Genomic DNA, 15,697 nt, shown 5'->3' on the forward strand with positions numbered 1-15,697 from the left:
TCAGGTATGGAGTCGGCAACGGATATTCTGAATCGAATATTCGCTGACGGGTCAGGTTCGGTGTCCGGTGCGGAGATGGCAGATCTTTCTGCACGTTATCAGGCTTTACGCCAGGCTCAATTCCCTCATCCTTCAAAAACCCGATTCATTGCCGTTGCCAATCAAAAAGGCGGGGTAGGGAAAACCACGACCACAGTCAATCTGGCATGCGCGTTTGCTGAATTCGATGAACAGGTGCTGGTCATCGATATGGATCCACAAGGCAACGCTTCTACTGCATTGGGTGTGGCCCATGAGTCTGGTACACCATCAACATATGATGTGCTTGAGGGTCGTCTTGGGATCGATGACGTTAAGGTGGTTTCCCCTGAATTCCCTAACCTCGAGGTGGTCCCATCTTCTATTGATCTAAGTGGTGCTGAGCTGGAAGTTGCGGATATGCCCAACCGTAATCAGTTGATGAAAAAAGCAGTTGCCGACTATCTCAAAGTCTGTCACCAACACTATGACTATGTTCTCGTTGATTGCCCACCTAGTCTCGGACTGCTAGTTCTGAATGCCATGTGTTCAGTCAACGAAGTATTGATCCCAGTGCAAGCTGAGTATTATGCTCTTGAAGGACTGCAACAACTACTGCATACTATCGGACTTGTTCAGCAAAGTTATAATCCTTATCTCGTAATCTCTACCATGTTGTTGACGATGTACGACAGGCGAACGTTGCTCAGCAAAGAAGTGTTTGATCAAGTCAAGGAACACTATCCAGAGATAGTGCTGAATACGACCATTCCGCGTTCTGTCAAAATCTCTGAAGCTCCCAGCTTTCGGCAAAGCGTTGTCACCTACGACCCTAAGGGAGCCGGCGCTATCGCTTATGAAGAGGCAGCGTTAGAAATCGCGCAGAGATCCGAGCAAGTGCTGGAACATATTGCCAATAGAAGACAGGGGGAGTGAGGACATGACAAGCCGTTCACGGTTAGGCAAAGGCTTGGGGGCTCTATTCCCTGCCCTGCCAGGTGAAGATGATGAAACCAATGCTGACAATAGTCGGCGAGAAGATAACAAAGTACCAAATCCAAGCAATAAACAGCCTGCTCTTCAAGGTTTGGGTGCGGAGTCGAATGGACGAAAGCGCCTAGAGAAGGACGACACAGCAAAAGGCGAGGCAAAACCAGAAAGAAGAACTAGGCATTCGGATCCTGCTAGCTCAGAGCTCGCGGATTCTGAAAGATTGTCTAAAAGCGGTCGTAAACATACCAACACAGGACAAAAGCGAGTCAGTATTTCCAAGTCGCTCGACGGTGATGTTTCACGTGAAACATCATCCTCTAAGAGGGCTACCAAGCGTAGGTCTGTCCCATCCATCAGCAGCTTGGAGCATCCGAGTGATCTATTCTTCGGTTCTACGACGACAAATGTTTCACGTGAAACATCGCCGATTGCGGGATCGATAGAGGCTGATGACCTTCGGACAAAGGAAACTCGGCAAAGCATTAACCGAGCAGCTGCTATCGACAATGATAGTGGGCTAAATAAAGCGGAGGGCAATAGCCAAGAGGAGCTGAAGCCTGTCCAAGGCGGGTATTTGGCTGAAGTGCGTGTGGACGACATTAGGCCCAATGCTCAGCAACCACGGCAGATTTTCGATGAAGATGAACTGTTGGAGCTGTCCCGCTCCATCAAGGAAGTCGGTGTATTGCAGCCCATAGTTGTGCGAAAATCAACTTTTGCAGACCGGCCAAGAACAATCGAGGATAAAACAACTTCCGCTGCCAGTGCAGGAGGTAAATCCGAAGCATTTGACACTAAGACTAGTGAAGAGCAATCGGACCAGCATTTAAACCAGAGAAACGCTAATCTGGGGCAAACAACCCATTATGAAATCATAATGGGCGAACGTCGGTGGCGTGCTACTAGGTTGGCTGGCCTAAATACCATACCTGCAATTGTGAAAACAACGAGCGATGACGCCATGTTGCGTGATGCATTGCTCGAGAATCTCCATAGAGTAGCTCTTAATCCCTTGGAAGAAGCAGCGGCTTATCAGCAAATGATCGATGAGTTCGGCTTGACTCAGGACGGTTTGTCTAAGTCAATCTCTAAGTCCAGACCTCAGATCACCAACACGCTTCGATTGTTGAAGTTGCCTCCAAGTGTGCAGAAAAAAGTAAGCTCCGGGGTGTTGTCAGCTGGACATGCCCGTGCCCTGCTTACTTTGCCAGATGAAAAATCCATGACGGCTCTGGCAGACAAGATTATTGCTGAAGGACTGTCGGTAAGATCTACGGAGGAACTCGTAGCATTGCAGACCGGGCAGACGAAGAAGAGAGCAAAAAAGCCTAAGGTCAACGCATGGGTAGATAGTCCTGTACGCCAAGATTTGGAAAGCCGCTTTGATACAAAGGTGGCTATTAAGGGCACTAAAAAGCACGGGAAAATAGAAATCGTGTTTTCTTCGCCTGAAGATATGGACCGCATTGTTGCCATACTCCTGGAAAAGGATCAATCCGCGAGTAATAGCAGTCATTCAGGCGACAAAGGCTGGGTTTGATCCCATTCTGAAACTGCGACCGCAGGGGTTGGTCAACCAAACCCTGCCGATAAGGCAAGCGATTGTTTCATAGCTCAATTTGGTTTTGTATGAGCTGATGAGCAATCGCTGCATTTGTCTTAAACCCGGGATGGTTGAATGCCGTTAGTATGTGCCATTCTCTGCACAGATATATCGGTGCTGAAAGGCTGTGTGCAATATATACACTGCCAGACTGTCGGATTCCGAATGACTGCTAACCGAGCAACCAGATTATGTTGCGGGCTCACGACATCAGATTCGATCGGTATCTCAGCTCTTTAGCTGTCATAGATGGATGAGTGCCTCCAATAGTGGGGGCGTGCGGTGAGTCGTTGACTAGCCAGCCAGCTAGTGGGGCATACTGGAATGGCTTGTGTGTGTCAGCTAGATAGGTGAGTCTTCACCGCTTAAAGGTGGTTCTAGAGCAAGCATCGCTCTTGTCTGGTAGGGCGATAGTATACCTGAGCTGGCAGGGCCTTTAGAATTTTCGATGTGGCGAGGGGGGCTGGGTTGTGCAATGTCTCCTCAACGGGGAGCAGTTATTTCAGTGGGGGCGATAGTAGCAGCTGTAAGGTCAGTGATGTTCCTATTGAGCGGGCTATTCCGTCGTGGCCAATGGACAATTAAGGGCAGCTGAATAGGCGGCTGTGATGGTCAATAAACGATGTGCCTGGCAATCGTAAACTGCCGGGCACATGAATTCTTGTTTACAAGGCGTATCAGGCCTTATCGCTTATCCAGGCTCGTAAGATACTCTTGAGCATCCAAGGCTGCACGGCAACCCATACCGGCAGCAGAAATGGCCTGACGATAGATCTTGTCGGTTACGTCACCAGCGGCAAAGACTCCGGGTACGGAGGTTTTCGTTGACCCACCCTTGACCAGGATATAGCCGTCCTGATCCAGGTCGACTTGGCCATTAAAGAAAGCAGTCTGAGGGGTGAATCCAATGGCAACAAAAACTCCATTCGCCGGAATATTGGACTGCTGACCTGTTGCTGTATTGCGTACATCCAAAGAGGTTACGCCGCTACCATCGCCGTTGATCCGCGTGACGACTGAATCGAGAAGGAAGCTGATCTTGTCATTGGCCTTGGCTCGGTCCACCATGATTTTTGAAGCGCGGAAGCCTTGGCGACGGTGAATCAACGTGACAGAGGAGCCGAAACGGGTCAGAAAGTCTGCGTCACTCATGGCAGAGTCGCCGCCGCCAACGACCACGATCGGCTTATTCTTGAAGAAGAATCCGTCACATGTGGCGCAGTAGGAAACCCCTCGCCCAGAAAATTCGCGCTCTCCGGGAATCTCCAACTTTCGATATTGTGAACCAGTGGTGATAACGACTGCTCGAGTTTGATATTCATCACCGCCATCGGTGGTGATCCGTTTGATGTCTCCACTCAAGTCGACTGAGACGACATCATCGTATTCGATCTGAGCACCAAAATGTTCGGCCTGCTCGCGCATCTGATCCATCAGATCCGGTCCCAGTACAGCTTTTGGAAATCCTGGGAAATTCTCTACTTCTGTCGTGTTCATAAGCTGACCGCCGGGCGTTAGGGCTCCAGCAATAACGAGGGGAGCATAACCGGCTCTGCCAAGATAAATGGCGGCGGTGTAACCCGCTGGTCCGGACCCTATGACAATGGCATCGTGAACAGTTTGCTTCATAACGCTACTGTATCCATGCATGATGACCGGGTCACACGCGGTGGGCGAAAAGGGTCCTTACTTATCTCACTGTAAGTCCGTTCCTGACAGAGCAGGCTATTCTTAAACCATGGAGAAAACCGTGATAGTGGCTATTGTAACCAATCTTGGGACGATTCTGGTGCTGATCTGGTTTATGCTCCGAGTTGATCGATTGCTGCGGGAGCATCCCAGCCATCAGACAGATGATAAGGATGAGGATGACAGCTGGCATAGCTGGCGTTTTTGGAATCCTCCAAGCTCTGATGGCAATGAAGACAAGTTGGACGCAGATTCTCCGGTAACAGACAAAAGCCTTGGGGCTGATGATGATATGACGGTTAGGTCTGCCGACCGATACACATCCTCGACTCAAGAAGAACCGGGTGAAAGTTCTTCGCGCGCATCGGACAAGGGCGAGGAAAGCGGCGGAGATAAGTAAGGCATATTGAGCAAGGCCGCAGACTGTTCAATCATAGTGGGGTGCGGTTTCGATTGTTTGGTTGATCTTGTGAAATGCAGTCCCTGAACAAGGACAGATTGATGCACTTGGATATATTGATCCACTGATTTGCAGAGTAGTTATGGGCTTGCATCTATAGGTCTTGAAGCGGGCAAGGGGGAGCAAACCGCGTCAGCACAATATGACTCGATAAATGAATTCTGATAGGAAGATCATGCTCTCAGCGAGGGCGATGAACAAACTAGGGCAAATGAACTGGGATAACAATGTCTAGAACCGAATGATAATTCGCAGGTGAAAACACACCTTTCGCTCTCAGTTCATGATGGCATAGTCGAAATGGCCTGATTCTCGATGCTTTAAAAGCAGCATCACCTATATGCCGCCTTGCGGGTTTTTGATGAGATATCTTGGTGAGATAACTTGAGCAACATGATGCGAAACTTGTTGTGATTGCAACCCTATGAAGGCTGTCTTCATTCTCGCTCGATCATATCTTTATCCGACTAGCACTTTTAACGGGAGAATCCGTTGCCGGTCATAGACCGCTATATCGTGTGAGGCTCTCGCTGGAGTTGATGACGTAAGTTGATCACCTCGGAATGTTTCACGTGAAACATTCGATATCGACTGTGTTTGTATTCAAGGGTGTGTATCAATACTGCGGTTTACTGAGCGTGGAGTCTTGGAGGATGACCCAGTTATTGCAGCATCGACAATTCATTAGTCCGCGTCGCTTCTGCGAGTAAGTCTTGTCGGCAATATAAAAGCCGGAACCTGATTGAACATGCCTTTCGGGCAATGTTGGCCTTGGCTGAGTAGTAGAGAAGAAGTTGAGAATACAGCAGATGCGGAGAGGCGAGCACATCAAATAGAAGGAAGGAAATAACCGACAATGAATGGTGAATGGTGAACAGCCGTCATTCGATGTCCTGAAAACGATGCTAATGAGAATATGGTGCCTGCCCTGGGTGCTATCCGCTCGGCCTGTATTGCAATCCGTGTATATTGCAGATCCGCCTGGCGCATATTGCACGAATTGCAAACTATGCACCAGGCGGACCCTGCTCGTGCCAGTCGAACGATAGGCGGGACCAGAGATGCTTTGCTATCTCAATCGGTTCGCTTTTGATTCAAAACTGATTGAACCAATGCCGTGTATAGCTCTGGCAGATTGTAACCAGCGGCCTGCGCTGACTGTGGCAGCAGCGAAGTGTCCGTCATGCCGGGCGCCACATTGGACTCCAGGAATTGCGGCTGACCTTGGGCATCAACGATGAAATCGGTTCGTGAAATATCGCGGAGCCCCAGAGCACGGTGAGCAGTCAGTGCGGCATTGCTGACAGCCTGCGTGGTCTTGGCATCCAGTCGGGCTGGAACATAGAACTCTGTCGGGCCGGGTGTGGAACGAGCTTCGAAATCGTAGGTGCCTGAGGGAGTCCAGATTTCAAGTGGAGGCAGCACCAGGGGGTGTCCGTCAAACTCGAGGATGGACACAGAGACCTCGGTACCCGTGACAGCCTGCTCGATCAGCGCTACATCACCATAGGCAAAGCAGTTGATCAGTGCCTGAGTGAGCTGGCCCTGTTCAGTCACCATGGTGCAACCCATGGCTGAGCCACCCATGGTGGGTTTGATGAAGAGCGGAAGTCCTAGCGAGCCGAGAAGCATATCGATAACGGGTTCGACACCCAGTTCGCGGAACATGGATTCGGGCAGCGTCACGGAATGCGGAGTGTGCAATCCGGCCATGCGGACAACGTTCTTGGCGATGGGCTTGCTCCAAGCGGTCCGTGAGGCCTTGGCCCGGGATCCGATGTAGGGCAGTTCCGCCATCTCCAAGACATCGCGGATGGAGCCGTCTTCGCCGTTGGCGCCGTGCAGCAGAGGCCAGACCAGATCGGGGCGGGTCGACTCGTCGGTCAAGTACGGCAGAAGCGAGCCATCCATGTCGTGGACGCGGACTGTCCACCCGGCCTCCTCCAGGAATCCCTGGACCCGATGTCCCGAGCTGATGGAGACATCACGCTCATGGCTGAGGCCCCCGCAGATCACCAGGATCGACTTATCAGCACGCTTAGTGGCCTTGCTGGCCAGGGAGGTGACATCGTCCATGGTGACTGGCGTAGCCTCACGGATGGAGCGATGTGAGGTCCGCCTGGCTTTTTTGGCCACTTCGCCAGCAGCTGTGGCTGAAGTGGTGGCCGCAGTGCTGGTCGGGCTTGCGACCGTGGTCGTCGTCGCGCTCGCGGTTGCCTTGGCCTTGCTTGCTGCCGCGGTTTTGCCCCCGGTCTGCTGCCGAGGTGTCTTGCTGTGCTTGGGCGCCATGATTCAGCCCCTTTCCTTGCCGCTGTCAGGCTCGAACAGCCGGACGGTGGCGAGTTCGTTCTCGATGACTGTGGACAGTCTGCGTATTCCTTCCCGGATCCGATCGGGGGTGGGGTAGCAGAAGGACAGGCGCATGTGGTCCGCTCCCTCCCCGTTATCGTAGAAGGCTGTGCCTGACACGTAAGCTACCTTGGCGGTGATCGCCCTGGGCAGCATGTCCTTGGCGTTGAGCCCCTGGGGTATCTTCAGCCAGATGTAGAAGCCGCCCTTGGGCTTGAGCCATGAGCAGTAGGGCAAATATTTTTTCAAAGCCTCGTCCATGGCATCGCAGCGTTCCTTGTACATCCCCCGGTAATCATTGATCTGCGATTTCCAGTCGAAGTTGTCCAGGTAGGTGGTGATGGTCATCTGGCTCATGTTGGAGGGGCAGAGAATGGCTGACTCGTTGGCCAGAACCAGCTTCTGTCGGATGCCAGGAGGCGCAACCATCCAGGCCACGCGCATGCCCGGGGCGATGATCTTTGAGAAACTGCTCAGGTAGACAATGCCCTCTGAGTCGTAGGAGCGCAGGGCCGGATAGGTCTGGCCGTCGAAGGCCAGCAGTCCGTAGGGATTGTCCTCGACAATAAGCACGTGGTACTTTCTGGCGATCTCGATGATCCGTGGCCGCCGCTCAACACTCATGGTGGCGCCGGCAGGATTGTGGAAGTTGGGTACAGTGTAGAGGAATTTGACTGCTTTGCCTTGGCGGCGCTGTTCCAGAATGGTCTCCTCCAGAGCCTCGGGAATCAGTCCGTCTCCGTCCATGGCCACATTGACCACATCGACCTGGAAGGACTGGAAGACGCCCAGAGCACCCACATAATTAGGTGCTTCAGCCAGCACGACATCGCCGGGGTCGCACATAATCCTGGTGATCAGATCCAGTCCCGACTGGGAGCCGTTGACGATAACCACATCATCAGGCTGGACATCCTTAATGCCTTCCAGCTCCATAATGGGCAGCACATCCTCGCGCAGGTGGGGATCGCCCTGTGCTGACCCATACTGCCAGGCCACCTGGCCCTTGTTCCGCAGCATGTCGCCAAGCTGGTCGGCCAGCTTATCGAAAGGCATCCGGCCCAGGTAGGGCATGCCGCCGGCCAAGGAGACCACCTCGGGCCGGTTGGCCACAGCGAAGAGGGCACGAATTTCGGAGGCGCGCATCTGCTCGGCCCGTGCCGCATAGGAGCTGTACCAGGGATCGTTCTTGATGACCTTGGATGCGATATTGGGATCATCCGCCATAACTGACTTCCGCCTTCCTGCCGCCGTTGTCTAAGGAAACTGTATTACCTGCAAGGGCTTTGTTGGAGGAAAAATCCAACACATTACCATTTCGGTACACCCATGGTCGGAACCCCGCCTGGGATTCCTGCCCATTTTCCAGGAACTATCAATCCTAGCTGCTTTGAAGATCGGCAACAGCAAGGCAGCGGTAAGGATGAACAGCCAAGTTTTTCGCCAAGGACGTGTGACGGACCTGCTTAGAAGGCCTGGACAGACGTGAAGCGTAGGGAGTTGCCCGGCATGCCGTCCATGGGCACCCAGACGACCAGGTCCTGGGTCGTGACCGGTTCACGCAGGGTGACCTGGGTGGTGCCCGAGGGATCGAAGCTGAAGTCGGCCAGCGGCTGCCCCTGGTTGGGCTGGGCCGCTGTGGAGTTCGCGTAGATCTGAGCATGGCCGCCGCTCTGGGGCATGACGATGGTCAGGCGGGAGACTTCCTCCGGCTTGGTCAGGTGCATGTACCATCCGAATCCCTGCAGGCCGGCGGGCTTGTTCAGGAAGAGCTGCCGATCCGACTGATAGGCTGTGGTGTTCTTGGGCTTGGGCGGGTCGGGGACCTTCTTGGCCTCCTTGTCGGCATGGCTGACCTTGTCGGCTCCGGCCTTGGCCTTGCCGTTAGCCTTGGCCTTGCCATTGTTGGAAGTTGTCGCCTCCTCGTCCCCATCAGTCCCACCGGGGAAGGGGACGTTGGACATGACCGGCCAGCCGCCCTCCTCCTTGCCGGCGTTGGGCCGAGAGCCGGAGATAGTCGAGATCGCCCAAACCAAGGCCACTACGATGATTGCGGCCGCTACCGCAATAACTACGGAGCGAGTCGTAAAACGGCCGAATAGACGGGTGTCGGCCATGTCTGTCTCGTCATCCAGATCCTCGTCCTGGCTATCGTCCGGAAGTTCCGAATAGGTCACCGGCGCCGGCATGGAGTGGATCTCAGGCGTGAAGCTGGGGGGCAGGGGCTCCATGACCGTGGTCTGCTGCTCTTCCTCATCAATATCGCGCTTCTTGGAAGATCGGGGCGCTCGCTCGGCATGCTGATTCGAGTGGGCATTCTGCCGCTCTTCGTATGCCTGGTCGGTCGAGCCGCTGGCCACGCGGGCATGGGTACCGTCGGGTGCTTCGGCCCCATCCTCGCGCCGGGCGTGTGAGTCTCCATTGCTCTGTGGGTCGGTCTGCGAGGCGGTTCGGCTGGATGCCGCCCTGGCCTGACGTTCGCCAGTCTCGTCGCCGGACTTGTCGAAGTCCCACTGGGAGAAGCCGCGCTCCACGGGGTTGTCGGCGGTCACGCCGCTGCCGCTGATGGCCTCGGGCGGCCGATGCTGATCGTCGCCCACGGTTGGCATCCGCCCGGTCACTGCCTTGGACTCCTCGTCATGTAAGGCAGCGGGCCTGGCAGTCGTCATCCTGAGTGCGCTCACATCCATGGCTGCGGTCCTGCGGGAGCGGCTGTTCAGCGAGCGCAGCCGCTGGCGTTCGTCGAAGAGCGAGAAGAGGTCGGTGTCCGTATCTTCGGGATTGAGCATCTCGATTTCGCCCCGGCCGGGGAAGAGCAGTTGGTTGGTCTTCCAGTGCGGCTCATGATGGGTCACAGTCTGTGCGGCAGGCAGGGCGGAGGAGGTCAGCCCATCGGGCAGGGGCAGCACATCCTTGGGATCCACCGGTCTCAGAGCCACGGTCTCGATGGATGCGCGGCCGTCCATCTCAGGCCAGATCAGATCGCTGTCGGTCAGTTCCTCGGGAGGGATCCAGGGGCTGAGCAGTGCCGACAGCTCGGCCAGAGTGACCAGAGGCACTGGCTTGGCTCCCTGGCCATCGGCCAGTCCCAGTCCGCGCATGCAGATGATCCTGAACTCCTCGGGCGTGTGCTTGGGAAGCTCTTGCAGGCTGGGCTGCCGCCCGTCTTGGTCGGGCCGGCGGGTCAGCATGGCATAGAGCACGCCAGCCAGTTCGCGTATGGCATGCTCCTCGTCCGTCAATCCCATCTCGTTCGGGACTGCCGGGTGCGCGATCATGGGCGAGATGGGGGCATCTGCCAGGGTGATGGAGGCCGGCGCCAGCCTGATGGTACTGGTTGAGACGGCATAGTCGACCATGCCGGCGGCATGCAGGGTGCGCATGGCCTCGGTGATCTCGCCCATGATGGTGCCTATGGCCCGGTCGCTCAGCGTCTCGCCGGCGGGCCCGTGCATATAGTCCCTTAGGGACATGCCGGCATCGGGAGCGGTGACGATCATGGAGACCCCGTCCCGGGTGTGCAGCTGGTAGACCGGGGTGAATCGGCGATCCTTGCTCAGCGCCAGGCCGGAGGCGTTGACGTTGATCAGGTCCATGCAGGTCGAATCGCCGACGATGAAGAGCTGGCAGTCCCTGTCCAGAACCTTGTCCTTGGCCCGCCAGACGCTCAGGCCGTTGGCACGGCGGAGCAGGGTGACCAAGGTGTATCTGCCGAGGATGGTGTCTCCGATATGCGCGTTCATGCTTGCCGAGCTCTCATCAGAAGTGGGGCGTCGCCTGTGGTTGGCGACGCCGTGGTGGACCGTGCTGTTCCTAGGCACAATCCTAACGGGTTGCGGGGCCGGAGGAGCCGGTGGGGGCCCGGCTGTCGCGGATTCTCCATCAGTGCCGGGCTCGCGGGTCTCTTCGAAGTTCTCCAGAGCCGCGTCCATGCCAGGCTGGGTGGAATCAGGGGAGGAGGAGTGCACCACCCTGACCGAGCGGTCGGCCAGCCGGGAGGGCCGTCCCTCCAAGGCGTCCAGGCTGCGGACCGGGTGCCGCGCCGTCCTGCCCAGACGGCGGGCCAGGTCGACCATGAGCCGGGTGAATTCCTCGGTGCGCAGCGCGACCAGGGTCACGGCGTAGATGGCCGCTGTCAGCAGGGTGATGACCACGCAGATAAAGAGCGCCTGCACCCAGCTCATGTGGCCCTGCCGGTCCTGGACCCAGGCGCCGACCAGGCGGGTCAGCGGAGCCTTGACCGTCAGGGAGGCTGCCAGCGCCAGGCCCGCCGCCAGAAAAGCCTTGGCGTAAGTGCTAAGAATGCGCCGACCGTCCAAATATCCCTGGAAGGGTCTGCGCAGCATGCCTGCCAGCATGGGGAAGCTGAGGATGTTGCTCAAGGACAGGCTGAGTCCGACCAGGGCCGCCCAATAGCGGGGAGGGGCCAGACGGATGGATGCCAGGACCAGCACCACCTGGATGGTGTTGGAGACGGCTGCGAAGATGAAAGGATGCCGTCCGTCTTCGAAGGCGTAGAAGGTGCGCTGAATGAGCAGGAAGGCGCTCATGGGCACCAGCCCCAGGGACAGGCCTATCAGGGGTCCCGAGATCAGGACTGCCTCGTGGACGCCCACGGAGGGCAGCAGGGCACGGGTGATGGGCACCGGAATGGCCAGCATGACCGCAGTGAAAAAGAACATCATCAGCCCGACATTGCGCAGGGCCTGGCTCAGATCCTCGCGGGCATCCCCAATGCGGCCGTCCGAAACCGCCTTGGACAGCTTGGGGAAGATGGCCGTGCTGACGGAGACGGCCACCAGGGAGTATGGCAGGATGAAGAGGGTGTAGGCGTTCTGGTAGGAGCCGTTGCCGGCGATGTCCAAGGGGTTGCCCTCCAGGGGGGCGCCGTTGTTGATGCGGGCGTTGATCACATTGGCCAGCTGGTCGATGACTACCACACCCATGCTCCAGGCGGCCACCGAGCCCATGGATCGCAGGCCGATGCCCCGCAGACCCCAGCGCGGTCGGTAGCGGAAGCCGCTCATGATCAGGGGGATGAAGAGGACCAGCGCCTGGAAGGCCACCCCCAGGGTCCAGGCTCCGGCGGTCAGGGCCACCTTGCCGTTGTCCCAGAAGCCGACCGGCTGGCTGCGGGCGTTGCCGAACAGGAGGATGAAGACCAGGAAGCCCAGGCAGCTGATCAGGTTGGCGCCCACCGAGCTCCAAGCGTATGCGGTGAACCGGCCCTTGGCGGCCAGGATCTGGCCCAGTACCGTGTAGAGCCCGTAGAAGAAAACCTGGGGCATGCACCAGAGGGTGAAGGAGTTGGCCAGGGCCCGCTGTGCGGGGTTCCACTTGGAATTCAGATAGATGGTGGTCAGCACCGGAGTGCCCAGCATCAGCAACAGGGTCAGCAGGGCCAGGAGAACCATGGCGACCGTGATCAGCTTGTTCAGCCGGTCAGCTGCGTCCCGCTCCTTGAGGGTGCGCACGATCTGCGGAACCAGGACGGCGTTGAAGATGCCGCCCGAGATCAGGGTGAACATGACCTGGGGGATCATGGCGCCGGTTTGGTAGGCATCGGCTGCGATCCCGGTGGTGCCGATGGCGGCTGCCAATAGGATGGTGCGGATCTGCCCGGTCACCCGGGATGCCGCGGTGCCCGTGGCCATGATGGCGGAATTGCGCCCTACGGAGCTCATTCGTCCGGGTCCTTCGTGCGGTGGAACTGCCGCCAGAGCCCCAGGAGCCCAAGCAGTACGGCGAAGACAATGATGAGCAGGCCGCTCATGTCGCTCAAACGCAGGTTGCTGGTGATCTGAGCCCGGCGCATCTGACCGAAGGGACGGCCCTGGCTGTCCAGCAGGCCGATGTCCACGTTGGCCCTGCCGGCCGTCGCCACTCTGACCTTAAAGGTCACCTGGGCCTCGGAGCGGGCGGGAATGACTACATCCGCCATGCGCGAGGTGACGATCTCCATGGAATCGGTGCGGGCGCTGATACGGGCGTGGACCGGGTAGGGATGGCTGTTGCTGACGGTGACGGGCATGGAAGCCGTCTCGCTGACCACGTTCAGGGACTCGCTGGGCGTGATGCTGATGCCGTCCAGGAGCCGGTGGGATATGGCACCTGCCTGATCGGCCAGGCCGGCGGCGTTTGCGGTTCCGCCCAGGGACTTCAGGGCTAGATCGTCGTGGGCGGCGGTCAGCCGGTTCAGCCACTGGTGTGGATCCTTGGGCTGGCGGGCGGTGGCGTCAGCATCCTGTCGGGCCAAGGCCTGGCTGTCGGTCTTGCCGGTCGTGGCGCTGGCGGTGGGCTGGGAGGCCTGCTGACTGTCGGCCAGAATGGAGGAGGCGAACCGGTCGATGTCCGCCCTGCTGGCGATTAGAGAGTCCAAGGTGGCTGTCGAGCTGTCGCCGTGCTTGGCGCCGTCCTGACCGTCATCGGCTTCGAGGGCTTTGAGCAGGCCCGATGAGCCGCCGGTGAAGTCGGGCGCTCGCATCAGATTGTCCATGGGTTCCAAGTGGATCCAGGGAGCGTGCTCCAGCTCGGTCATGATCCTGTCCGCCTGCTGAGTGTCCTGATCGGCATCGAAGCAGACCAGGAGGGAGCGTTCGGCGTAGGGCTGTTCCATCTGATAGAAGGCGCTCTGGGCCATGAAGCGCGCCGTCTGCCCTGCCTGGGTCTGCTCCCCGGTGGCTCGGGTGGAGCTGGGGTTGCCCCTGGCCAGGTTGCTGAGTTCGCGCTGGGCCGACAGGACAGTCACCTTTCCGGCCTGGGTGTCGATGGTGTACTTGCCGGTGTGGGCGGAGGTGCCGGCTCCCACCTCGAAGCCTTGCGGGGCAATGACCGTCTGGTAGCCGGCGCGGCGGGCTGCGGCGATGGATTCCATGGTCCACTCCTGCTTGCCCTGCCAGGCGTATGTGCCGGAAGCGGCATCAGGATAGAGCTTGGCTGCAGTCTGGGCGCTCCAGGACTCGGGGGTGACTCCGGCCCTGGCATAGCGATCCTGGTTCTGGGAGGCGTATCCGGTGATGTCGAAGTCGGCTGGCTGAATCAGCCCCTGGATCTTGGGGCGGTTGGCGAAGGCTGACAGGTAGACCGGATCGCCCAAGGCCTGCAGGGACCCATGTTTAGCCAGCAGCTGGCTCTGATCTTCCTGACGGCGGCTCCCTTGACGGGTCAGTGTCACGCTCTGGTCTTTATCCTTGCCCGGGCCTGACTCGGATTCTGCACCGGGCTGGGTCATCAGCGCTGTCATGGCCTTGTCGTCAATATTCCAGTCCGAGGAGATCAGCGGCATGACCATGGTCAGCGACAGGGCGGGGGTGCCTGCAGTGGGCAGGCCATCCCATGTCCGGGTCAGAAAGGTGAACACGTCACCCAGGACCCGACTCTGGCCGTCGCTTAAAGAAAGCCGGACGGGTTTGGGCCCCCAGCTGGTCATCTTCCTGATCGCATCTTGATCAGCCGGCACGTTGACTGAAACCTCGATGCTCTGCCCGGCCGGGATTGTCGGCACGCTCTGAGTGCCCAGCACGTCCGGGGTGGGGATGCGGGCGTGGCCTTCGGACCAGGCCTGCATGTCGGCCCGGGAGCTGAAAGAGTACAGGGCGCTGGTGGACACGCTCAGATGGGCATTTTCCATGGGCTGGTTCGCGGTGTTGGTCACCGTAGCGCGCAGGGCATAACCGGATTTGTCGGTTACCACAGGCGTCGACCAGCGCAGAGCCACCTCGGCCGAGTTCTGATGACTGGGGGCAGCCAGGGCCGGTGTTGAAAGCCCAGGGGTCATCACCAGGGCTAGCAGAAGGATGATCGCCGGTAGGATTCGAGCCCACCGGGCCCATCGGTTGAAGGCATGGGTGCGCTGGCTGGTGCGCCCGCTCGGGCGCAGGGGGGTCTGGATCATGGCTGTTTTTTGTACTTCCTCGCGTAGAGCCAGGCTATTTTACGCTCATTAGGGTAACTGAGCACCGAGGTCAGGTCGGAAAAGTCCACCCAGATGGCATCTTCGGCCTCATGATCAGGGTCGCCCTCCACGCTCAGGGATCCGCCGATCATCCGCAGGACGAAATGGTGGACCAGCTTGTGGACCCGTTGGTTGGTTCCGGTGAACCAGTAGTCGATGGTGGCGATGGAGTCGGTCACCCTGCCCAGTATCCCCGTCTCCTCGTGGACCTCGCGCACGGCCGTCTGCTCGGGTGTTTCCCCCTTCTCGATATGCCCCTTGGGCAGGCACCATTCCAGGTGGCCCGAGCGGGAGTGCCGGGCGATGATGGCCACCCGGTCGTGTCGGTCGAAGATCAGTCCACCCGCTGAATACTCGCGCACTACGGGCAGTTCCTGGGCATCCAGGGAGGCGAAGGTGGAAGGCCCTGAGGCATGCTTATGCCGGGGCATGAGGGCAGGCGTGGGTATGTCGTCCCCGGTCTGTATGCGCTCGCGAACCCGCGGATCCAGACGTTCGCTTACGGTTTCCACCAGGTGGTCCCGCCCCTGCTGTCCGCGGGCATGGGTGTCCGCAGAGTCGGCGCTATGTGCAAGCATGCGCGCCATGTCCGCGGGCGTAATCATACTCCAACTTTACGTAAGGTAATGTG

The 15,697-nt window shown here is 58.0% G+C and carries 9 protein-coding genes; 3 read left to right on the plus strand and 6 right to left on the minus strand.

Annotation, left to right across the window (positions count from 1 at the left end; all coding sequences use genetic code 11):
• The first annotated feature begins 6 nt into the window (after positions 1 to 6).
• Both AC0AII_RS06975 and AC0AII_RS06980 read left to right on the plus strand, forming a co-directional pair.
• A complete protein-coding gene (locus tag AC0AII_RS06975; protein WP_045925192.1) occupies positions 7 to 954 on the plus strand; it encodes a ParA family protein in 948 nt (315 codons plus the stop codon).
• A gap of 4 nt (positions 955 to 958) precedes the next feature.
• Positions 959 to 2,551 (plus strand): ParB/RepB/Spo0J family partition protein, encoded by a 1,593-nt coding sequence (locus tag AC0AII_RS06980; protein WP_490446614.1) that lies wholly within the window; start codon positions 959 to 961, stop codon positions 2,549 to 2,551.
• Positions 2,552 to 3,298: 747 nt separating this feature from the next.
• Here AC0AII_RS06980 and trxB read toward each other — a convergent pair.
• On the minus strand, positions 3,299 to 4,243 hold the full coding sequence (trxB, locus tag AC0AII_RS06985) for a thioredoxin-disulfide reductase (protein WP_490446615.1): 945 nt from the start codon (positions 4,241 to 4,243) through the stop codon (positions 3,299 to 3,301).
• A 109-nt stretch (positions 4,244 to 4,352) separates the two neighbouring features.
• On the opposite strand from trxB, the gene AC0AII_RS06990 reads away from it, so the two are divergent.
• The gene (locus AC0AII_RS06990) at positions 4,353 to 4,703 is read left to right on the plus strand and encodes a hypothetical protein (RefSeq protein ID WP_490446616.1); all 351 of its coding nucleotides are present in this window, start codon (positions 4,353 to 4,355) and stop codon (positions 4,701 to 4,703) included.
• A 1,134-nt stretch (positions 4,704 to 5,837) separates the two neighbouring features.
• Here AC0AII_RS06990 and AC0AII_RS06995 read toward each other — a convergent pair.
• The 5 genes from AC0AII_RS06995 to AC0AII_RS07015 form a co-directional block, all read right to left on the minus strand.
• Positions 5,838 to 7,052 carry a D-alanine--D-alanine ligase family protein gene (locus AC0AII_RS06995; RefSeq protein ID WP_490446617.1) on the minus strand — a complete coding sequence of 405 codons (1,215 nt, stop codon included), beginning with the start codon at positions 7,050 to 7,052 and terminating at the stop codon, positions 5,838 to 5,840.
• Between the two features lie 3 nt (positions 7,053 to 7,055).
• Positions 7,056 to 8,339 (minus strand): aminotransferase-like domain-containing protein, encoded by a 1,284-nt coding sequence (locus AC0AII_RS07000; protein WP_490446618.1) that lies wholly within the window; start codon positions 8,337 to 8,339, stop codon positions 7,056 to 7,058.
• Between the two features lie 239 nt (positions 8,340 to 8,578).
• Positions 8,579 to 12,796: a lipid II flippase MurJ gene (locus AC0AII_RS07005; protein WP_490446619.1), complete on the minus strand. Its 4,218-nt coding sequence runs from the start codon at positions 12,794 to 12,796 to the stop codon at positions 8,579 to 8,581.
• Positions 12,793 to 15,006 carry a DUF6049 family protein gene (locus AC0AII_RS07010; RefSeq protein ID WP_490446620.1) on the minus strand — a complete coding sequence of 738 codons (2,214 nt, stop codon included), beginning with the start codon at positions 15,004 to 15,006 and terminating at the stop codon, positions 12,793 to 12,795. Before AC0AII_RS07010 ends, AC0AII_RS07005 begins: the two co-directional genes overlap by 4 nt.
• A complete protein-coding gene (locus AC0AII_RS07015) occupies positions 15,003 to 15,644 on the minus strand; it encodes an NUDIX hydrolase (protein WP_490446621.1) in 642 nt (213 codons plus the stop codon). The genes AC0AII_RS07010 and AC0AII_RS07015 overlap by 4 nt, the downstream gene beginning before the upstream one ends.
• Positions 15,645 to 15,697: the final 53 nt, after the last annotated feature.

Source organism: Bifidobacterium sp. VU/mBH4 (B4) (genome assembly GCF_058199535.1).